We start from the raw sequence: 19,084 nt of genomic DNA on the forward strand, positions 1-19,084 counted from the left end.
GAAGGCTGATGAGTTACTTCGATGGCTTTGTCGCCGCCGTCCCCGCAGCCAATCGCGAGGCATACAGAACCCACGCGGCCAAGGCGGCGCCGCTTTTCCGCCAGCACGGCGCACTCAACGTCGTCGAAACCTGGGGAGATGACGTTCCCAAGGGGAAGCAGACCGATTTCTTCCGGGCCGTCGAGGCGACGGAGGACGAGGTCGTGGTGTTCTCCTGGATCGAGTGGCCGAGCAAGAACGTGCGAGATGCCGCCTGGGCCAAGCTGATGGACGATCCGGCGATGCAGCCCGGCACGAATCCGATGCCGTTCGACGGCAAGCGGATGATCTACGGCGGCTTCTCGCAGCTCGATCTGACCCCCTGAGGCTCGATTACGCCCTGCGGTCAGACCCAGCCCCCGCGCGCGGCTTCGGCCGCCTTTCGGATTGCCGCGATATTGGCGGCGTAGGCCTGCGGCCCGCCCTTGAACACGGCCGAGCCCGCGACCAGCACGTTCGCCCCTGCCTTGGCCGCCAGCGGCGCGGTCTCCGGCGCCGCGCCGCCATCGATCTCGAGCGCGATCGGCCGCTCGCCGATCATGGCCCGGACGCGAGCGATCTTCTCGACCACGGAGCGGATGAAGCTCTGCCCGCCGAAGCCGGGATTGACCGTCATCAGCAGGATAAGGTCGAGATCGTCGAGCAGCGGCTCGATCGCGCTTTCATGCGTGCCGGGGTTGAGCACGATGCCGGCCTGCTTGCCCTGCGCCCTGATCGCCTGCAGCGTCCGGTGCGGATGCGGGCCGGCCTCGACATGAAAGGAGATCAGGTCCGCCCCGGCCTTGGCGAAGGCGTCGATATAGGCGTCGACCGGAGCGATCATCAGATGCACGTCGAAGAGCTTCGTCGTGTGCGGCCGGATCGCCTTCAGCACGTCGGGGCCGAAGGTGATGTTGGGCACGAAATGCCCGTCCATCACGTCGCAATGGATCCAGTCGGCGCCGGCCTCGTCGATCGCGCGCACCTCCTCGCCCAGCTTCGAGAAGTCGGCCGAGAGGATCGAGGGGGAGATGCGGATGGGGGCGCTCATGCAGGCGGGTTTAGAGCATTGGCCCGAAAAGTGGAACGCGGTTTTCGGAAAAGCCGATGCGCGATCAGAAAGCTCGCCGGGCCGGCCCCGCGATCGAAACCGCCCGGTCCTGGCGACGCTCCACCGGAACGGAGAGCCGCCGATCCGCCTCCGCGATCCCGGCCGCCGCCTCGGCGAAGGCCGGCCGCTTGCGCAACCGCCCGAACCAGGCCGACAGGCCGGCATGGCAGGAGAAGTCAGGTCCGCCGAGACGAAGCCCGAACAGCACGCCCATGAACAGGGCGATGTCGGCGACCGACAGCGCGGGGCCGAAGAACTCGCGGCCGCCGAGGCGCTGATCGAGCTCGGCATGGTGGCGGGCCAGCGCGGCCTCGGCGATCTGCGCATCGGCGGCCTGGGCCGCGCGCTGCTGGCGGTCCCGCGCCGGGGGCGAAGTCCGGTGCATCAGCGGCCGCAGCGCCGCGAGCAGGATCTCGTCGGCGAAGAGCTCGTCCATGCGGCAGCGCGCCCGCTCGACCGGCGTCGCCGGATAGAGCGGCGGCCGCGGATAGGCCTCGTCGAGATATTCCAGGATGATCGTGGAGTCATAGACGACGAGCCCGCCATCGCTCAGCACCGGCACCTGGCCCCTGGGATTCAGCGCCAGCACCTCGGGGTGCTTCGGATCGTAGCCGGTGGTCTGGTTGAACGGCACGGTGAGGCGTTCATAGGCCAGCCCCTTCTCGCCCAGCGCGATCTCGACCTTGCGGGCGAACAGGCTCAAGGGTCCGGTGTAAAGCGTGATCATGGCTCGAGGCTCCGGCTGCGACGGCAGCCGAACCTCGCAAGGCGCAGCGTCAAGCCCCGTCAGCAGCGCGCTCGCCGCGTTTGATCCTTGCCGCGATCCCGCCCAGCAGCCAGGGCAGGAGGTAGATCGGGAACTGCGCCAGCGCGAAGAACAGGAAGGTCGTCGGCGGCATGCCCGCGCCCAGGGCCGCGACGAGCAGGCCCATATTGCGCTGTCCCGAACCGTAGCCGACCATGAAGCGGTCCGACGGCCGCAGCGGGCGCAGGACGAGATAGCTCGCCGTCAGTCCGACCAGCGAGACGCCGAACGCGCAGGCCAGGAAGAACGCGACCTTGCCCGGATCGGCGACCGCCGCGCGGGTGACGCCGTCCATCGCCGCCACCGCGAAGATGAAATACATCAGTACGCCGAAACCATCGAGATTGGCCTTCATCTCCCTGATCCGCGCCGTGCCGAGCCAGAGCCGCGCAAGCGTCGCGACCGCCATGCCGCCGCCGATGAAGAACAGCAGCCGCAGCGTCAGCACCCAGCGGTCGAGCGGGACAGCCGAGCCCGCCAGCAGATCGACGAGCAGCGGCGCGACGAGCGGACTGACCAGCGTCGTGACGATGACGCCGGCGATGATCAGCGACGGCTCGAAGCCGTAGATGATCGCGACCGCGGGCGAGGACATGATCGGCGGCGCGGCGGCGAGGATCGCGAGGCCCAGCACGAGGCCCGGATCGAGCGAGGCCCGGCCGGTCAGCAGGATGCCAGCCCCGACCAGCGCGACGGGCGCGACGACGAGCCAGAGCGCGCAGAGCAGGAGCTTCCTCGGCCGCCGCACCAGCCCCATGATGACGCCGGCATCGGCGCGCATGAAGGTGACCGTGGTGAAGCAGAAGATCGAGACCGGCAGCAGCGGCCGCGCCGCGGCGGAGAACTGCGGCAGCGCCAGGCCGAGCAGGATCGAGAGCGCGAAACCTTGCGTGCCGTAGCGGCCGAGCCAGGCGAGGCCGGCGGCGAGGAGGGCGGCAAAGCGCGAAATCATGGAGGCCGATCGATCCGGGACAGGCAGCAGCGCTGCCGCCGGGCGCGGCGGCGCGTCATCGCGTTACCATATCGCCCCCGGCCGCCGACAGAAAATTGCGGCGAATGGCGCTCGGCGCGGATGCGCGCGGCGGCTGCGCGGCCTCCGGCGCACATCTTGCGAAACTTCGCCAAACGCCTTGCGGAACCGTGCTTGGCCGCTGACTCTGGCCCGGAAACGGCTATTCCTAAGAAAATGGGCGGCTGACGGGAGCGGTTTGATGCAGGCGGATACGATCGTTCTGGGAGCCGGCATCGTCGGCATCTCGGTGGCGCTGCATCTGCGGAAGGCCGGCAGATCGGTGCTGCTGATCGATCGCGGCCAGCCGGGCGGCGAGACGAGCTACGGCAATGCCGGGCTGATCCAGCGCGAGGGCGTCTATCCCTACGGCTTCCCGCATGATTTCGGCGCGCTCATCCGCTACGCGATGAACAACACCATCGACGCGCATTACCACTGGAACGCGATCCCCAGGCTGGCGCCGTTCCTGTGGTCCTACTGGATGCATTCGCGCGCCTCGCGGCATGAGGCGATCGCACGGAAATACGCGACGCTGATCGAGCATTGCGTCAGCGAGCACGACGCGCTCGCCCGCGAGGCCGGGGCGACCGAGCTGCTGCGCCGCAAGGGCTGGATGAAGGTGTTCCGCACGCAGGGCGAGCAGGATGCGCGCCTGGCCGAGGCCGCGCGCTGGAAGCGCGATTTCGGCCTGAACCATCGCGCCCTCGACGCAGCGACCCTGCGCGCCGAGGAGCCGCATCTCGACCAGAGCCTGATCGGCGGCCTGCATTGGACCGATCCGGTCACCGTCATCGATCCGCTCGGCCTGTCGAAGGCCTATGTCGCGCTGTTCGAGACCCTCGGCGGCCGGTTGGCGCAGGGCGACGCCGGCACGCTGGCGCGGGACGGCGCGGGCTGGAGCGTGACGCTGGCCGACGGCGCGAGCGCCACGGCGAAGGATGCCGTCGTGGCGCTCGGCCCCTGGGCCGACATGGTCAACCACAAGCTCGGCTACCGCCTGCCGCTGGCGGTCAAGCGCGGCTACCACATGCATTACAAGCCGCTCGGCAACGCCGTGCTGAACCATCCGGTGCTCGACACCGAACGCGGCTATTTCCTCGCGCCGATGCGCCAGGGCGTGCGACTGACCACCGGCGCGGAGTTCGCCGGCCGCGATGCGCCGAAGACCCCGGTGCAGCTCGCCCGCGCCGAGCCGATCGCCAAGACGCTGTTCCCGCTCGGCGAGCGGCTCGATTCCGAGCCCTGGCTCGGCAGCCGGCCCTGCACGCCCGACATGATGCCGATCATCGGCCCGGCGCCCAGGCACAGGAACCTCTGGTTCTCCTTCGGCCACGCCCATCACGGCCTGACGCTCGCCGCCGTGACCGGCCGGATGATCGCCGAGATGGTGACGGGGCAGAAGGTCTTCGTGGACCCGACGCCGTTCGCGCCGGCGCGGTTCGGCTGATCGCGTCAATGACGAGGGGCGGCCCTGCGCCAGGCCCCCTCGCCTGCCGCCCGGACCGCTGCCACGATCGCGTCCGCAGATTCTCCGACCAAGGTTTCAGCCCATGGCCCTCGCCAAACCGCCCGTCCAGGACAATGCCTACGCGGCGGCGCTCGCTCTGCTCGAGCGCGCCCCGCTGATCGACGGCCATAACGACCTGCCTTACGTCATCCGCACGAGCCGCGCCGCCAAGGGCGACGTCGCGGCCTACGACCTGACGCGCGTGCACGAGGAGGTCGATACCGACATCCCGCGCATGCAGGCCGGCAGGCTGGCGGGCCAGTTCTTCGCGGCCTATGTCCCGCCCAACCACAAGCACCCGGCCGGGTTCGCGCTCGCGCTGATCGCGCTGATGCGCGACATTCTGCGTCTGCATGCCGATGTCTTCCGGCCGGGGCTGAGCGCCGACGACGTCGCCGCCGCCAAGGCCGAGGGCAGGATCGCTCTGTTCATGACGATCGAGAACGGCTCGGCGATCGACAACGAACTCGATGCGCTCGACGCCTATTTCGGCCTCGGCGTCAGGCTGATGACGCTGTGCCACAACGGCACCCATGACTGGTGCGATTCCGCCACCGACGCGCCCCGGCACAACGGCCTCTCGGCCTTCGGCAAGGAGGTGATCGGCCGGATGAACAGACTCGGCATGGTCGTCGATCTCGCCCATGTCTCGCCCAAGGCGATGCACGACGTGCTCGACATCACGACGGCCCCGGTCGTCTGGTCGCATTCCAACGCGTTCACGCTCTGCGACCATCCCCGCAACGTCCCCGACGACGTGCTCGACCGTGTGGCGGTCAATGGCGGCGTCGTGATGGCGACCTTCGTGCCCGACTTCATCAGCCAGGCCTCGCGCGACTGGCACCGGCCGGCCAAGGACCAGTACGGCAAGACGCCCGAGGGGATGGATTACGCCAAGGCCGAGGCCGAGATCGAGCGCAAGGCCGGCCCGCGCCCCAAGGCGACGCTGCCGGAATACTGCGACCATCTCGACTATCTCGCAGGCCGGATCGGCCACGACCATGTCGGCATCGGTTCGGACTTCTTCGGCTGGGTCAATCCGGACGGGCTGGAGGACGCCTCCGTCTTTCCGGCGCTGATCGCGGAGCTGATCAGGCGTGGCTGGTCTGAAGAGAATCTCGAAAAGCTCGCCGGCGGCAACATGCTGCGGGCGATGCGGGCGGTGGAAGCGATTGCCGGCCCCGCAACGTTGGCGACACCGGGGAACTAAGACGAAGGGCGTACGACTCCACGCATGCTTACATTGCATTCCTTACAGGAAACGCCGAAAAAGGACGCATGGCGACGCATCTCTTTGCATTTTAAAGCAAAAAATTGCTGTTTTAGAAGTTTTTTAACCGTATAAGTGCGGAATTCGCCGACGTGGAGCTCTTACGCGGACGGCGATCATGACCCTCGACAATGTGAAAATCGGTGCGAAATTCGCAGCCGCCATCATCCTTATGGGGCTGATCGGCCTCGGCGCCGCGTTTTATGCAGGCCAGCAAATGCAAAAGGTCGACGCCAACTATTCGCAGGTCCTGAACAGCCATCCCAAAGCGATCCTGGCGTCGGCGCGCGCATCGCGCACGGCCAACGACCTGATAGCGCAAGCCTACAAAATCATCGCCATGCCGGCCAGCGCGCCGGAAATCCCCGAGGCGAAGGCGCGGAGCGAAGCCGCCTTCAAATCGACTCTCGATTTTCTTGCCGAAGCCGCGTCTCTTCTGCCCGAAGCGAAAGCCCGTTTCGACGGCTTCTCCGCCCAGGCGCGTGGTTTGAAGACCTTCGTCGATCAAGCGGTGGCTCTCGGCGCGCGCGACGAGAACGAAAAAGCGCTTAACGTCATGAGATCGCTGGACGAGAACCTGCGTAACCTCATCAACGACATCGCCTCGTTCAACACGGGGCTGATCAAGGAGCTCGACAAGATCTCCCAAGGTCTGACCGCGACCACAAATAATACGATTTTGGTGACCCTCGCAGGAACCGGCATCGGCATTCTGCTCGGCCTGGCCGGCGCGCTGCTGATGTCCACGCGCACCATCACGCAGCCGCTGAACCGCCTGAAGCTGGCGATGAACGAACTGGCCGCAGGCAACTACGATGCTGCGGTGACCGGCGACGCCCGCAAGGACGAGGTCGGCGACATGGCGAAGACCGTCCTCATCTTCAAGCAGAACGGCCTCGAAATGCGTCGCCTCGAAGCCGAAGCCGAGCAGGCGCGCTCGGCCTCGGACGCGCAGCGGCAGCAAAGCGAGCGCGAGCGTGCGACCCGCGTGCAGGAGCAGGAACGCCTCGCCGCCGAGCAGCGCGCGGTCATGGCGCTGCTCGGCAACGGGCTCGACCTGCTCTCCAAGGGCGACCTGACCTGCCGGATCGATTCAGGCGTCGCCGCCGATTACGAGAAACTGCGCGACGACTTCAACACCGCCGTCAATCGTCTCTCGGAGACCGTCCAGACCATCCAGGCGACCTCGGCCGATGTCGGCAACTCCGCCCGCGAGATCAACATGGGAGCGGACGATCTGTCGAAGCGCACCGAGGAGCAGGCGTCCTCGCTGGAGGAGACCGCCGCCACCACCGAGGAACTCGCGGCGAGCGTGAAGGCCTCGGCCGGCTCCTCGAAACAGGCCGTCACGCTGGCGCAGCAGGCCATGTCGGTCGCGGAAAAGGGCGGCGCCATCGTCAACGACGCCGTCGACGCCATGACGCGCATCGAGACGGCCTCGAAGAAAATCTCCGACATCACCTCGGTGATCGACGAGATCGCCTTCCAGACCAACCTGCTGGCGCTCAACGCCGCGGTCGAGGCCGCGCGCGCCGGCGACGCCGGCAAGGGCTTCGCGGTGGTCGCCTCCGAGGTGCGCACCCTGGCCCAGCGCTCCGGCGAGGCGGCCAAGGACATCACGGCGCTGATCAGCGAGTCGGGTCGCGAGGTCGAGCAGGGCGTGGCGCTGGTGCGCTCGGCCGGCGAGGCGCTCGAGCAGATCGTCGACGCCTCGCGCAAGGTCTCGGGCACGGTCTCGGACATCTCCGCCGCCGCGGCCGAGCAGGCCAACGGCATCGACGAGATGAGCCAGACCGTCGCCCACATGGACGAGATGACGCAGCAGAACGCGGCGCTCGCCGAGGAAAGCGCGGCCTCCGCGACCGCGCTGATGAACCAGATCCAGCGCCTGAACGATCTGGTCTCGTCCTTCAGGACCGATCGCGTTGCGACGGCGACGAGCGTTCAGCCTCCAAGGCGTCACGCGGCCTGAGCCGGGGTCGCCATTACCCGGTCGTGACAGTGCGGCGGGCCTTCGGCCCGCCGTTCTTAGTTATCGATCTCATGGCGTGCGCTCGTCGCTTGCGGTCGGTTCGGGCTTCAACTCCATTTCCGGCTGCAGCGCCGGAGGCGCCTCCGAAACATCCGTATGCGCCTCCAGCCGCGCCGCGCCCGCCGAGCGCGAGCGCGCCCAGATCTGCGCGAGGAACAGTCCGAGCGGGACGCAGAGCATCAGCAGCACGATGAGGTAGCCGCTGTCGCCGTCCATCGTCGCCGCCATTCCTTATCCGAAGTCTTGCCTTATCCGAAATGCGACAGCCGGCGCTTGACCGCGCGCCCTCCCCGTCTGACACCACTGCCTCGTATCGCCGATCGCGTCCACCCTCTGCAACGGCTTCGTCAATGCCCGGCTCCGGCACCGACCGCACCCGCCCGCCCGTCCAGGCCGCGGCCCCGGTGATCATCCTGGTCGAGCCGCAGATGGCCGAGAACATCGGCATGTGCGCGCGCGCCATGGCGAATTTCGGCCTGTCGGAGATGCGCCTCGTCGCCCCGCGCGACGGCTGGCCGAGCGGCGGCGGCCTGAAGAAGGGCGCGACCTCGGCCGCCTCGGGCGCGACCCATATCCTCGAAAACGCCCGGCTCTTTTCCAGCGCGGCCGAGGCGATCGCCGATCTGAACCATGTCCTCGCCACCACGGCGCGCGAGCGCGGCCAGATGAAGCGCGTCGTCACGCCGGCCGAGGCGATGCCGCCGCTGTCAGACCGGATCGGCGCGGGCGAGCGCGTCGGCATCCTGTTCGGGCGCGAGCGCATCGGCCTGACCAACGAGGAGATTTCCTTCGCCGACGCGATCCTGACCTTTCCGGTGAATCCGGCCTTCGCCTCGCTCAACCTCGCCCAGGCCGTGCTGCTGACCGGGTATGAGTGGTTCAAGGCCAATGGCGGCGAGCCGCCCTTCCGCGAGAGCCTGCTCTCGCCGCCGGCGACGCGCGCGACGGTGCTGTCGCTGTTCGACTATGTCGAGGGTGAGCTCGACATCCGCGGCTTCTTCCCGCCCGGCAAGAAGCCGGTCATGACCGCCAACCTGCGCGACATCCTGCACCGGCTCAGCCTGACCGAGCAGGAGGCGCGGACGCTGCGCGGCGTCTTCAAGTCGCTGGCGGAAGGACCGCGCCGAGCCCGTTCGCTCGCGCTGAAGGACGAACCCTGAACGAAAAACCCGCCCTCCGGAGAGGGCGGGCCAGTCAAGGCGGGTCTCGAAACGCGGCCTTGGCTCAGAACTGGTACTTCAGCGTCGCCTTCACGGTGCGGCCAGGCTCGCTGTAATAGTCGCGCGCCTGGGCGAGGACGCCGGTCGGCACCGTCAGGGCATCGAAATACTTCCGGTCGAAGATGTTGTAGACGCCGACCTGCAGTTCGAGATCGGCGATCTGGGGCAGCGGCTTCCACCAGGCCGACGCGTTGAAGATCGCATAGCCCGGCGCCCGGAAGCCCTGGGCCGTGCCCGTGGTCGCGGCGACGTCGTCGCGCCGGCCGGCGAGCTTGGTCGACAGCTCCGCCCCCCACCTGTCCGTTCCGTAGACGACCGCGACGATGCCCTGCACCGGCGGGATCGAGTTCAGGAAGGTGTTGTTGTTCTCGTTGACGCCGCGGATGTAGGAGAACGAGCCGCGCACCAGCCAGTTCGGCGCGAAGGCGTATTGAGCGTTGGCCTCGAAGCCCTGGATCTCGGCCCGCGCGACGTTGCGCGGCCCCTGGATGCCGCCCTGCGGATAGTCCCCGCCGGGCGGCGCGATCTGCACCGTGTCGATGAAGTTGCGGTAGTTGGTGTGGAAATATGTCAGCGAGCCCCCGAGCGCCCTGTCGCCGAAGCGCAGGCCGACATCGACGCCGTTGCTGGTCTCGCTGCGCAGCGTCGGATCGCCGATGCGCAGATAGGTGCCGGGTCCGCCGAAGCGGCCGTAGAGCTCGCTCGCCGTCGGCGCGCGGAAACCCTTCGACCATTGCGCGAAGGCCGTGACGTCCTTCAGCCAGGATGCGTTCTTGAGGATGTCGTATTCGAGCCGGACGCGCGGCGACCAGGCGGAATCGCTGGAGGATGGCGGCAGGCCGACCGGCCGCGAGCCGCCATTGCTGTAGGCCGGCGTCGGCTGCGGAACCTCCTCATACCAGTCGAAGCGCACGCCCGGCGTCAGGCGCAGGCGGTTGTCCAGCATGCCGATCTCGTCATGCAGGAAGATGCCGACCGCCTTGCCATCGACCTTTGGCTGGTCGGCCTGGTTGGTGTGCAGGTTGTTGCAGGTCGCGAAAGCGCCGGTGTAGAGGCCCGACGCCGGGCGCGCCGGGCAGTTGTCGAAGCCCTTGGAGTACTGGTCGAGCGTGGTCGCGCGCAGCTCGGTTCCCAGCGTGATCCCATGCGAGAAGATGCCGGTCTGGAAGGTCTTCACGATATGGCCGTTGAAGCCGTAGGCCGCCTGCTCCGACTCGTTGTCGCGGCCATAGGGGCCGACGATGCTGGTGAAGCGATAGGCGTCGATCAGCACGTTGCGCTTGATTTTCTGCCAGTAGAGCGTCGCATTGGCCGCGTCGACGAAGCTCCCCGGCAGCTTGTAATCGTAGGACAGCGAGACGCGCTGGCGCTCGACGTCCTCGCCCTGCCGATAGGCGCCGGGCCGGAAATTCCCGGTCGGCGACACGGTCGAGGTCAGCGTCTGGATGCGGTCCTCGCGCTTGTAGAGCTCCGCCGTGAGGCCGAAGCGGTGCACGTCGCCGATATTGTGGTTGATCTTGCCGAGGAAGCCGTATTGCGTGAAATCGGTCGGGTTCGGCAACGTCCGGGTCGCGCCGATGCTGTCGATCCTGCCCTTGTTGTCGGTCTCGTTGCCGTTGCGGAGGCTGCCCTGGAGCAGGAAATAGGTCTGCTGCAGCCGGGCCGCGACCGCCGCGCTGCCGAACCAGGCCTGATCGGTGCTGTCGAAGCCGGTCTTGGCGAGCCCGCCGAAGGTCTTGTTGCCCTTGATCAGGTCCTCGGGATCGAGCGTGCGGACGGCGAGCGCGCCGCCGAGCGCCCCGGAACCGAGCGTCGCCCCGCCGCCGCCTCCGCGCAGCAGGTCCAGCGTCGACAGCGAATCGAAGTCGAACGCGTTGGTCGAACTGCGGTCGATGCGGGTATCGGTCAGGAACGGCTGCCGGATGCCGTCGATCGTCGTCAGCACGCGCGCCCCGTCGAGGCCGCGGATGTTGATGCTGTTGGTGTTGCGGTTGAAGCTGATGCCGGCCTCGACGCGGTTGGCGAGGTCGGCGATGCTCTGGACCTGCCGCCGGTCGAGCTCCTCGCGCGTCGTGCGGGTCGTCGTCGGCCCTTCGACCAATGCGGAGCCCGCGGTAGTCTCGCCCTGGACATTGATCTGGTCGAGAACGACCGGGCTTTCCGCGCCCGGCTGGGCGGCGGGAGGACGTGCACGGCTCTGCTGCGCCTGGGCCGACGAGGCCAGTATCGCCGTCATCAGCGCGCCGAACGCCACGCCATCGCGCAGCCTGAAGGGATTGCCCATCGCCCGAATCCTGTTCTCGCCCGCGCGGCCCACGCCGTGAGCCGGGCCGGCAGTCTAAAGTCAATATAAACAAGTTCTTATACGCTCGCATAAGACAATATGCCGATATTGGGCCGCAATGATGCTGTCAATACGCCTCGATGTTTCCGCAAAATAATAGAATTGTTCTGGTCTAAATTACTACTTTGATTTGATCCTTTGTAAAAATCAGCGTTCCCTCCGGCCTGTCGCCCGGCGCAATGCGGCACTCCCGATCTCGTGATCGGCGCGGCCGAAATTCCGCCATGGCATGCGGCTTGAAAGGCGCTATCGCGGATACTCATCCGTCACGACAGGCACACGGATATCCCCGATGCTCGATCGCCGAACTTTGCTGATGGGCTCGGGCGCCATGACGGCGGGTTTCCTCACGGTCGCGAGGCCGGCCAGCGCCACCGATGTCGATGTCGTCGTCATCGGGGCCGGCGCGGCCGGCATGGCGGCCGCGCACGCGCTGGGGGCGGCCGGCCGCACGGCGATCGTCCTCGAGGCCCGCAACCGCACCGGCGGGCGCGCCTTCACCGACACCTCGCTTGGCCCGGCCTATGATGCCGGCGCGATGTTCATCCATTGGGCCGAGCGCAACCCCTGGGCCCAGATCGCCAGGGAACTCGGCGTCGCGACGCGCGAGGAGAGCTGGGGCGGAGGCGGCTTCCAGGTCTTCGCCGACGGCCGGCCGATGGCGGAGAGCGATCGCCTGAAGCGGCGCGGCGCCTTCGGCCAGATCGACCGCCGGCTGGAGACGGTCGACATCACGGCGCGCGACCTCTCGATCGCCGAACTGCTCGGCGATCTCGGTCCCGACATGGCCCCGATCGCCGCGTCGGGCCTGCTGCTGTCGATCGGCGAGGAAGCCGACAGGATTTCGGCCCGCGACTACCAGCGGCTCTGGGCCGGCGACGATTACCTCGTGCCCTCCGGCTATGGCGACCTCGTCGTCCGCCATGGCCAGGGCCTCGACATCCGTCTGAACGAGCCGGTCAGCGCCATCGCCTGGGACGGGCCCGGCGTGGGCGTCACAAGCCGCTCGGGAACATTGCGCGCCAATGCGGTGATCGTCACCGTGCCGGTCGGCGTGCTGAAGGCGGGCCACATCCGCTTCACGCCGGAGCTGCCGGCGCGGCACCGCGATGCGCTGGGCGGCATCGGCATGGGCGCGTTGACCAAGATCGCGCTGAAGCTCGAGGGCCAGCGTTTCGGCATCAGCCCCGGCACGAGCTACATCGAGGCCGGATCATCGCGGAAGCTGATGAATTTCGACCTGTTCCCGGACGGCAATGACATCGTCATCGGCTATTGCGGCGGCGATTATGCCCGCGACCTGTCGAAGGCCGGCGCGCGGGAGGCCGGCGCCCATGTCGTCGATCTGCTGGCGCGGATGATCGGCGAGGATGTCCGCAAGGCCGTCACGGGCGTCTCTTTCCCCGCATGGTGGACCGACCCGTTCGCGCTCGGCTCCTATTCCGTCTGCCAGCCCGGCCAGGAGTCGGCGCGCGATGCGCTCGGCCTGCCCATCGGCGACCGCATCTGGCTTGCCGGCGAGGCGACGGCCGGCGGCGGCGCGATGACGGTCGGCGGCGCGACATTGGCCGGCCGGACGGCCGCGGCGGCCGTCGCAAAACTCAAAGTCTGATGGACGGCAGCGTCGGGCATTCCCCGGCGGCCTCTTCCTTGCCGTTCGGTAAATTACGTCTTTTGACGGAACCCCGCCCGAACTCTCCGCGTTGTCAGCCCATCGATCACCATCACGGGAGAGTGATATGCTTAAGAAGATCGCCATTGCCGCGCTGCTGGCCACCGTGCCGGCCGCGGCCTTTGCCCAGAACCCGCAGGGCGCCCAGGGCGGCGCTGTCGGCGGCGCAACGGCCGGCGCGGTCGGCGGCGCGATCGTCGGCGGTCCGGTCGGGGCTGTCGTCGGCGGCGTCGGCGGCGCTGTCGTCGGCGGCATCATCGGCGACCAGACCCCGCGCTTCCAGACCTATGTGGTCGAGCAGCGCGTGCCGTCCTATACCTATGCCGAGCCGGTCGCCGTCGGCACCGTGCTTCCCGCCGACGGCGTGGTCTATCGCGAGATTCCCCGCGAATACGGCAACACCGAGTACCGCTATACGGTCGTGAACGGCCGCACGGTGCTGGTCGAGCCTCGCACTCGCCGCATCGTCCAGGTGATCAACTGACCTGATCATCCCGACTTTGGTCGGATCGGCCCGCCGCGGCTATGCGGCGGGCCTTTCGGTTGCGGGCCTTTCGGTTGGGTGAACGGCAGGCTCAAAGGTCCAGTTCCCAGTTCTGGCCGACCAGTTCCTGCCCGAAGGAACGGTGCTTTTCCTCCGCCACCAGCCGGAAGCCCTGCGCGACGTAGATGGCCCTCGCCGCATGCAGGATGTCGTTGGTCCACAGCACCATGCGGGCATAACCGGCGCTCCGCGCGAAACCGACCGCCTCCGCGACCAGCCGCTTGCCGAGCCCGAGCCCGCGCGCTCGCGGATCGACGATGACCAGCCTGAGCTTGGCAACCTCGTCGCTCCCGCGCACGACGAAGGCGCTGCCGACCGGCTCGCCACCCCATTCGGCGATGAAACAGCGCTCCAGGCCGGGCCGGAACTCGCGCAGGAACTTTGCGGCGATCTCGGCGACCAGCGCCTCGAACGAGATGTCCCAGCCATGGTCCCGCGCATAGAGCCGGCCATGGGTCGCGATCACCCAGCCGATGTCGCCGGGCCGGTGCGCTCGGATCAGCGGCGCGTCGATCGCGGGCGTCTCGCCCGATAGCAGCATCTGGGCCTGCCCGAGCGTGGCCGCCAGCCTGTCCTGCTCCGCTTGCGGCAACCGTTGCAGAATCGCTTGCGCCTGGCTTCGCGAGGCGCTGTCCAGCGGCGCGAAGGCCGCGTGGCCGGCCGGCGTCAGCGCGAGCCGCAGCGCCCTGCCGTCCCGCGAGGAGCGGTCGCGCTGCAGCCAGCCGGCCGAGATGAAGCGCTTCAGGATGCGCGAAAGATAGGCCGGATCGAGCCCGAGATCGCGTGCGAGCTCGCTCGCCGTCAGCCCGTCGCGCTGGGCGAGCTCGTAGAGCACCCGGGCCTCGGTCAGCGCGAAGCCGGAGCCGTGCAGGCTGCCGCCGAGCGCGCCGACCCAGCTCGTATGGAAACGGTTGAAGCGGCGGATCGCCGCGACGCCTGGGCTGTCGATTTCGGGGTGGGTCATGGCGATCCTCCGCAATCGGAAGCTCGCCGTTATAGTGGACTTTGTCAACTAAATTTGCCCGATGCCGCGCCTTGTTTCTTGACGTCGCCTTAACCTCATTCTGGCGCAATCCTTGGCTGTTCTCGCTGCCGCAGGTTTTCCATGCAGGTCGATTTCATGGCCGGAACGGCCTATGCCGCGCTGGCGATGCCGCGGCGCCAGCCGACCGTCCTCATCTTCGATTCCGGCCTCGGCGGCCTGACCGTGCTGGAAGCCGCCATGCGGGCCTGTTCCGGCGCGAGGATCGTCTACGCCGCCGACGACGCCGGCTTCCCCTATGGCCGTCTCGGCGAGGCCGAGCTCGTCGCGCGCGTGCTGGCGGTGATGGAGCGGCTGGTCGCGCGCTGTCATCCCGATCTCGTCGTCATCGCCTGCAACACCGCCTCGACGCTGGTCCTGCCGGCGCTGCGGGCGCGCTTTTCGATTCCCCTCGTCGGCACCGTGCCCGCGATCAAGCCGGCGGCGGAGCTGACGAAGACCGGACGGATCACCGTGCTGGCGACGCCGGGCACGGTCGCCCGCGACTATACGCGCGGGCTGATCGCGACCTATGCCGGCGGCTGCCGCGTCACCCTCGTCGGCTCGACCGCGCTCGCCGGCCTTGCCGAGGCGGCGCTGAAGGGCGAGGCGGTCGCGGACGAGGCGATCCTGGCCGAGATCGCGCCCTGCTTCGTCGACCGGGACGGCGTGCGCACCGATGTCGTCACCCTTTCCTGCACGCATTATCCGCTGCTGCTGGAGCGGATGAAGCGGCTCGCGCCCTGGCCGGTGAACTGGATCGACCCGGCGCCCGCGATCGCGCGCCGCGTCGCCGGCCTGCTCGGCCCCATAGCCGCGACGCCCGCCGTGACGGCCGGAGACGCGCTCGCGCTCTTCACCGACGGCGGCGGCCTGACCGGCCCCCTGCGCATCGCGCTCGCCGGCTACGGCCTCGCCGAGGTCGCGGTCGAGCCGATGCCGCTGGTGAATTGACGCCAGAACGAGCCGTTCCGGTTTGACAAACCGGCCTCCGCATGGTTCTAGAGCCACGTCGCGCGGGCCCGAAACGGCCCGCGCGGCTTTTTCCGCACCCGTGATCCGCTCGATCGAGCCGGATCTGTCGCCCTGGGAGCCAGGGACAGGAGGGCGCGGTCCTCACTCGCGAACCAAGAGGACACGCGAAATGTCGAAGCGCCATGAGGCGAAATACAAGATCGACCGCCGTCTCGGTCAGAACATCTGGGGTCGTCCGAAATCCCCGGTCAACCGCCGCGAATACGGCCCCGGCCAGCACGGCCAGCGCCGCAAGGGCAAGCCGTCCGATTTCGGCACGCAGCTGCGCGCCAAGCAGAAGCTCAAGGGCTATTACGGCTCGATCTCGGAGAAGCAGTTCCGCCGCTACTACGCCGAGGCGATCCGCCTCAAGGGCGATTCGGGCGAGAATCTGATCGGCCTGCTCGAGCGCCGGCTGGATGCGGTGATCTACCGCGCCAAGTTCGTGCCGACGGTCTTCGCCGCCCGCCAGTTCGTCAACCACGGCCACGTCACCGTGAACGGCAAGCGCGTCAACATCGCCTCCTACCAGGTCAAGCCCGGCGACGTGATCGCGGTCAAGGAGAGCTCGCGCCAGCTCGCGCTGGTGATCGAATCGGCCCAGCTCGCCGAGCGCGACGTGCCCGACTATCTCGACGCCGACCACACCAAATCGACCGCCACCTTCACCCGCACGCCGACCCTGACGGACGTGCCCTATGCGGTGCAGATGGAGCCGAACCTGGTCATCGAGTTCTACTCGCGCTGATTCGATATGGCAGGGTCGCGCCACAAGGCATTGGCCGAAAACACGAAAGGGCGGCTCGCAGGAGCCGCCCTTTTTTGTTTTGCCCGTCGTTCGGGAAGCGGAGGTTGATCCCGCGAAACGACCTCACAGATGCGAGCCGACCTCGTCTCGGAAGAAATAGCAGCCGAGGCCCAGGCAGCCGATCAGGATCGAGATCGCATAGGGGCCGAACAGGCTCAGCACGAAGACGGACGCGATGAAGGCCCGCATCGCCCAGGTCGTTGTCTTGTTGCTCATGGCGGCCACTCGCGGTGAACTTACTGCCAAATCGTAAACGCAAAACTCTGAATCGAACTTGAACAGCTAATGTAAACGAAAGGTTACCGATTGTTTCACGAGACACGGGCCGGATTGCCTCGGGGTCCGCGCGCCGCGCTGACAAGCGTCCTCGACTCGGGTAATCCTTGATCACCCAAACGGGAAAGGGACGACGATCATGAAGATGATGTTGATCGCAGCGCTCGCGCTCGGATGCCTGTCGGGCCAGGCCTTCGCTCAAGGCGCAAGCTGCGCGGTGCAGGCCACCGACAAGAAACTGGCCGGCGCCGCCAAGACCAGTTTCCTCGGCAAATGCGAGAAGGACGCCACCGCCGCCTGCGACAAGCAGGCCGCCGACAAGAAGCTCAACGGCGCGGCCAAGACGAGCTTCACCAAGAAATGCGTCACCGACGCCGTCGGCACCTGACGGGCGCCGGGCCTCGAACCGACTGGTTTTCCTCAGAAGCGCCTCGTCATCCCGGACAAGCGGCGAAGCCGCGCCGATCCGGGATGACGGTCTGTTGCCGTGCGAGCTCAGATTGCTCTGATACGAAATGAAGAAGGGCGGCTCCCTGAGCCGCCCTTGCATGTTTTGAGGCCAGATCAGCCCCGGCGATCCCAGTCGCCGCCGCGATCGCGCCAGTGGCGCTCCCCGCGATCGTCGTCGTCGCGATCCTGGCCGCCGCCGCGACGCTCGTCCCAGCGCTCGCCCATCCGCTCCATGCGGCCGCGTCCCTCGGCCATCGCCTCGCGCACGGCGCGGCGGGCGACGGTCTTCTGCTCGTCGCTGAGCGTGACCCAGAGCGGGCGCACCGTATCGGCCATCTCCTTCATGCGCTGGGCGCGCTCGTTGCTGCGGGCCGACAGGCTGTCGAGCCGCTCCATGATGTCGGCATCGCGGAAATTCTCGCGCTGCTCGCGCATCGAGGCCCAGCGCTCGCGGCGTTGCTCGGCGCTCTTCTTGATCACAGCTTCGACGCGCTCGAACAGCGGCACCTGATCGGGCTTCAGGTTCATGTCGGTGCGCAGCCTGGCGAGGCGCTCGTTGAGACGCGCCTGCATCCGCTCGGACTGGCGCTGGCGCCATTCCGTGCGGCGCTCCTCGCGCGACTGATAGCTGTCGCGTCCGTCCTGTCGCTCCTGGCGCGTGCCGTCGCGGTCGCCACCGCCTCCGGCCGGCGGGATCGGCTGCGGCTGTGCGATCGCGAAGGTCGCGGCCATCGCGGCGAGCGAGGAGGCGGTGATGAGAGCGATGCGTTTCATGCGACAATCTCCAATGGCGTTTCAGGCGAGCCCGGTCGCGCGAGGGTCTCGAAAAGCCGGTCCGCGATCAGGCCAGCATGCCGGCGCGGCCCTGACCCGGCGATGGCGCAAGCATGAAAAGATCGTAATGTAGCAAGGACGCGCGAGGTGGCGCGAAGTTCCTGACCTTCGGCCGGCCTGCTCCATGCGCAACCTGATCACCGATGTTCGCGGCGTCCTCGTCGGGCAGGCGCATGACGAGCGGGCCGCGACCGGCGTCAGCGTCGCCCTGTTCGACCGGCCGACCATCGCCTCCGTCGCCATCCTCGGCGGCGCGCCCGGCACGCGCGACACGGCGCTGCTCGAGCCCGAGATGACGGTCGAGCATGTCGACGCGATCGTGCTCTCGGGCGGTTCGGCCTGGGGCCTGGGCGCGGCCGACGGCGTGATGGCCTGGCTCGCGGCGGAGCGGCGCGGCTTCCCGGTCGGGGCCCTGCGCGTGCCGATCGTGCCGCAGGCGATCCTGTTCGATCTCGCCAATGGCGGCGACAAGCCCTGGGCGGCGGGCGCGGGCGAGACGCCATATCGCGGGCTCGGCCTGCGGGCCGCGGCCGGCGCAGCCGAGGAGTTTGGGCTCGGCACGGCCGGCGCGGGCTACGGCGCGACCACGAAGACCTTCAAGGGCGGGCTCGGCTCGGCCAGCGCGCGGGCCGCCACCGGCCATGTCGTCGGCGCGCTGGTCGCGGTCAACGCGGTCGGCTCGGCCACGATCGGGGATGGTCCGCATTTCTGGGCCGCGCCTTACGAGCGCGACGCCGAGTTCGGCGGTCTCGGCTGGCCGCGGACGATCTCAGCCGAAGACCTCGCCTTGCGCTACAAGGGCGGGCCCGGCCGCAACACCACGATCGCGCTGGTCGCGACCGACGCCGCGCTGACCAAGGCGCAGTGCAAGCGCCTCGCGCTCGCGGCCCATGACGGGCTGGCGCGGGCCTTGCGCCCCGTCCACGCCCCGCTCGACGGCGACGTCGTCTTCTCGGCCGCGACCGGGCGTTCCGGCGCGCCGTCGGACGCCTTCGCGCTGACCGAGATCTGCGCGACCGCCGCCGACGTGCTGGCCCGCGCCATCGCGCGCGGCGTCCATGCCGCGACCGCCCTGCCCTTCGGCAACGCCGGGCCGGCCTGGCGCGACATCCATGGCGGCTGACCGGCGCGCGCCGGCGTGCTAGA

The 19,084-nt window shown here is 68.2% G+C and carries 19 protein-coding genes; 11 read left to right on the top strand and 8 right to left on the bottom strand.

Features of this window, described 5'->3' with window-relative positions; translation table 11 throughout:
• Positions 1-8: 8 nt before the first annotated feature.
• Positions 9-365: a DUF1428 domain-containing protein gene (locus AC1RRW_RS19800; RefSeq protein WP_492903071.1), complete on the top strand. Its 357-nt coding sequence runs from the start codon at positions 9-11 to the stop codon at positions 363-365.
• Positions 366-385: 20 nt separating this feature from the next.
• On the opposite strand, the gene rpe is transcribed toward AC1RRW_RS19800, so the two are convergent.
• The 3 genes from rpe to AC1RRW_RS19815 form a co-directional block, all read right to left on the bottom strand.
• Entirely contained in the window at positions 386-1,069 is a 684-nt protein-coding gene (rpe, locus tag AC1RRW_RS19805) for a ribulose-phosphate 3-epimerase (RefSeq protein WP_492903073.1), read from the bottom strand.
• Positions 1,070-1,133: 64 nt separating this feature from the next.
• Positions 1,134-1,856, bottom strand: a complete 723-nt coding sequence (locus AC1RRW_RS19810) for a glutathione S-transferase family protein (RefSeq protein ID WP_492903075.1) — start codon at positions 1,854-1,856, stop codon at positions 1,134-1,136.
• A gap of 49 nt (positions 1,857-1,905) precedes the next feature.
• Entirely contained in the window at positions 1,906-2,886 is a 981-nt protein-coding gene (locus tag AC1RRW_RS19815) for a hypothetical protein (protein ID WP_492903077.1), read from the bottom strand.
• Between the two features lie 259 nt (positions 2,887-3,145).
• Between AC1RRW_RS19815 and AC1RRW_RS19820 the strand changes: the two genes are divergently transcribed.
• The 3 genes from AC1RRW_RS19820 to AC1RRW_RS19830 all read left to right on the top strand — a co-directional run bounded on the left by AC1RRW_RS19820 (position 3,146) and on the right by AC1RRW_RS19830 (position 7,695).
• Positions 3,146-4,393 carry an NAD(P)/FAD-dependent oxidoreductase gene (locus AC1RRW_RS19820; RefSeq protein WP_492903078.1) on the top strand — a complete coding sequence of 416 codons (1,248 nt, stop codon included), beginning with the start codon at positions 3,146-3,148 and terminating at the stop codon, positions 4,391-4,393.
• 103 nt (positions 4,394-4,496) lie between these two features.
• Complete coding sequence (locus tag AC1RRW_RS19825) at positions 4,497-5,663, top strand: dipeptidase (protein WP_492903079.1); 1,167 nt, start codon at positions 4,497-4,499, stop codon at positions 5,661-5,663.
• A 178-nt stretch (positions 5,664-5,841) separates the two neighbouring features.
• Positions 5,842-7,695, top strand: coding sequence for a methyl-accepting chemotaxis protein (locus tag AC1RRW_RS19830; RefSeq protein ID WP_492903081.1), 1,854 nt, complete (start codon positions 5,842-5,844; stop codon positions 7,693-7,695).
• 69 nt (positions 7,696-7,764) lie between these two features.
• On the opposite strand, the gene AC1RRW_RS19835 is transcribed toward AC1RRW_RS19830, so the two are convergent.
• Positions 7,765-7,983, bottom strand: coding sequence for a hypothetical protein (locus AC1RRW_RS19835; RefSeq protein ID WP_492903082.1), 219 nt, complete (start codon positions 7,981-7,983; stop codon positions 7,765-7,767).
• Between the two features lie 122 nt (positions 7,984-8,105).
• On the opposite strand from AC1RRW_RS19835, the gene AC1RRW_RS19840 reads away from it, so the two are divergent.
• A complete protein-coding gene (locus AC1RRW_RS19840) occupies positions 8,106-8,915 on the top strand; it encodes an RNA methyltransferase (protein WP_492903084.1) in 810 nt (269 codons plus the stop codon).
• A gap of 64 nt (positions 8,916-8,979) precedes the next feature.
• Here the strand turns inward: AC1RRW_RS19840 and AC1RRW_RS19845 are convergent, their stop codons facing one another.
• Positions 8,980-11,259 carry a TonB-dependent hemoglobin/transferrin/lactoferrin family receptor gene (locus AC1RRW_RS19845; protein ID WP_492903086.1) on the bottom strand — a complete coding sequence of 760 codons (2,280 nt, stop codon included), beginning with the start codon at positions 11,257-11,259 and terminating at the stop codon, positions 8,980-8,982.
• A gap of 352 nt (positions 11,260-11,611) precedes the next feature.
• Between AC1RRW_RS19845 and AC1RRW_RS19850 the strand changes: the two genes are divergently transcribed.
• Together AC1RRW_RS19850 and AC1RRW_RS19855 are read left to right on the top strand one after the other, a co-directional pair.
• Positions 11,612-12,931 carry a flavin monoamine oxidase family protein gene (locus AC1RRW_RS19850; protein WP_492903088.1) on the top strand — a complete coding sequence of 440 codons (1,320 nt, stop codon included), beginning with the start codon at positions 11,612-11,614 and terminating at the stop codon, positions 12,929-12,931.
• A gap of 127 nt (positions 12,932-13,058) precedes the next feature.
• Positions 13,059-13,475: a DUF1236 domain-containing protein gene (locus tag AC1RRW_RS19855; RefSeq protein ID WP_492903090.1), complete on the top strand. Its 417-nt coding sequence runs from the start codon at positions 13,059-13,061 to the stop codon at positions 13,473-13,475.
• Positions 13,476-13,566: 91 nt separating this feature from the next.
• On the opposite strand, the gene AC1RRW_RS19860 is transcribed toward AC1RRW_RS19855, so the two are convergent.
• Positions 13,567-14,499 (bottom strand): bifunctional helix-turn-helix transcriptional regulator/GNAT family N-acetyltransferase, encoded by a 933-nt coding sequence (locus tag AC1RRW_RS19860; RefSeq protein WP_492903092.1) that lies wholly within the window; start codon positions 14,497-14,499, stop codon positions 13,567-13,569.
• 141 nt (positions 14,500-14,640) lie between these two features.
• On the opposite strand from AC1RRW_RS19860, the gene murI reads away from it, so the two are divergent.
• Positions 14,641-15,510 carry a glutamate racemase gene (gene murI, locus AC1RRW_RS19865; protein WP_492903094.1) on the top strand — a complete coding sequence of 290 codons (870 nt, stop codon included), beginning with the start codon at positions 14,641-14,643 and terminating at the stop codon, positions 15,508-15,510.
• Between the two features lie 190 nt (positions 15,511-15,700).
• On the top strand, positions 15,701-16,318 hold the full coding sequence (gene rpsD / locus AC1RRW_RS19870) for a 30S ribosomal protein S4 (protein WP_492903096.1): 618 nt from the start codon (positions 15,701-15,703) through the stop codon (positions 16,316-16,318).
• Positions 16,319-16,441: 123 nt separating this feature from the next.
• On the opposite strand, the gene AC1RRW_RS19875 is transcribed toward rpsD, so the two are convergent.
• The gene (locus AC1RRW_RS19875; RefSeq protein WP_492903098.1) at positions 16,442-16,594 is read right to left on the bottom strand and encodes a hypothetical protein; all 153 of its coding nucleotides are present in this window, start codon (positions 16,592-16,594) and stop codon (positions 16,442-16,444) included.
• A gap of 199 nt (positions 16,595-16,793) precedes the next feature.
• Between AC1RRW_RS19875 and AC1RRW_RS19880 the strand changes: the two genes are divergently transcribed.
• Positions 16,794-17,042: a hypothetical protein gene (locus AC1RRW_RS19880; RefSeq protein WP_492903099.1), complete on the top strand. Its 249-nt coding sequence runs from the start codon at positions 16,794-16,796 to the stop codon at positions 17,040-17,042.
• Between the two features lie 176 nt (positions 17,043-17,218).
• Here the strand turns inward: AC1RRW_RS19880 and AC1RRW_RS19885 are convergent, their stop codons facing one another.
• The gene (locus AC1RRW_RS19885) at positions 17,219-17,878 is read right to left on the bottom strand and encodes a Spy/CpxP family protein refolding chaperone (protein WP_492903101.1); all 660 of its coding nucleotides are present in this window, start codon (positions 17,876-17,878) and stop codon (positions 17,219-17,221) included.
• Between the two features lie 184 nt (positions 17,879-18,062).
• On the opposite strand from AC1RRW_RS19885, the gene AC1RRW_RS19890 reads away from it, so the two are divergent.
• The gene (locus AC1RRW_RS19890; RefSeq protein WP_492903102.1) at positions 18,063-19,061 is read left to right on the top strand and encodes a P1 family peptidase; all 999 of its coding nucleotides are present in this window, start codon (positions 18,063-18,065) and stop codon (positions 19,059-19,061) included.
• The last annotated feature ends 23 nt before the right edge of the window (positions 19,062-19,084 follow it).

The organism is Allobosea sp. GW821-FHT12C12 (assembly GCF_058807355.1).

Coding starts and splice junctions, on each gene's coding strand:
- AC1RRW_RS19800 (WP_492903071.1), top strand. CDS start 9: ATGAGTTACTTCGATGGCTTTGTCGCCGCCGTCCCCGCAGCCAATCGC.
- rpe (WP_492903073.1), bottom strand. CDS start 1,069: ATGAGCGCCCCCATCCGCATCTCCCCCTCGATCCTCTCGGCCGACTTC.
- AC1RRW_RS19810 (WP_492903075.1), bottom strand. CDS start 1,856: ATGATCACGCTTTACACCGGACCCTTGAGCCTGTTCGCCCGCAAGGTC.
- AC1RRW_RS19815 (WP_492903077.1), bottom strand. CDS start 2,886: ATGATTTCGCGCTTTGCCGCCCTCCTCGCCGCCGGCCTCGCCTGGCTC.
- AC1RRW_RS19820 (WP_492903078.1), top strand. CDS start 3,146: ATGCAGGCGGATACGATCGTTCTGGGAGCCGGCATCGTCGGCATCTCG.
- AC1RRW_RS19825 (WP_492903079.1), top strand. CDS start 4,497: ATGGCCCTCGCCAAACCGCCCGTCCAGGACAATGCCTACGCGGCGGCG.
- AC1RRW_RS19830 (WP_492903081.1), top strand. CDS start 5,842: ATGACCCTCGACAATGTGAAAATCGGTGCGAAATTCGCAGCCGCCATC.
- AC1RRW_RS19835 (WP_492903082.1), bottom strand. CDS start 7,983: ATGGCGGCGACGATGGACGGCGACAGCGGCTACCTCATCGTGCTGCTG.
- AC1RRW_RS19840 (WP_492903084.1), top strand. CDS start 8,106: ATGCCCGGCTCCGGCACCGACCGCACCCGCCCGCCCGTCCAGGCCGCG.
- AC1RRW_RS19845 (WP_492903086.1), bottom strand. CDS start 11,259: ATGGGCAATCCCTTCAGGCTGCGCGATGGCGTGGCGTTCGGCGCGCTG.
- AC1RRW_RS19850 (WP_492903088.1), top strand. CDS start 11,612: ATGCTCGATCGCCGAACTTTGCTGATGGGCTCGGGCGCCATGACGGCG.
- AC1RRW_RS19855 (WP_492903090.1), top strand. CDS start 13,059: ATGCTTAAGAAGATCGCCATTGCCGCGCTGCTGGCCACCGTGCCGGCC.
- AC1RRW_RS19860 (WP_492903092.1), bottom strand. CDS start 14,499: ATGACCCACCCCGAAATCGACAGCCCAGGCGTCGCGGCGATCCGCCGC.
- murI (WP_492903094.1), top strand. CDS start 14,641: ATGCAGGTCGATTTCATGGCCGGAACGGCCTATGCCGCGCTGGCGATG.
- rpsD (WP_492903096.1), top strand. CDS start 15,701: ATGTCGAAGCGCCATGAGGCGAAATACAAGATCGACCGCCGTCTCGGT.
- AC1RRW_RS19875 (WP_492903098.1), bottom strand. CDS start 16,594: ATGAGCAACAAGACAACGACCTGGGCGATGCGGGCCTTCATCGCGTCC.
- AC1RRW_RS19880 (WP_492903099.1), top strand. CDS start 16,794: ATGAAGATGATGTTGATCGCAGCGCTCGCGCTCGGATGCCTGTCGGGC.
- AC1RRW_RS19885 (WP_492903101.1), bottom strand. CDS start 17,878: ATGAAACGCATCGCTCTCATCACCGCCTCCTCGCTCGCCGCGATGGCC.
- AC1RRW_RS19890 (WP_492903102.1), top strand. CDS start 18,063: ATGCGCAACCTGATCACCGATGTTCGCGGCGTCCTCGTCGGGCAGGCG.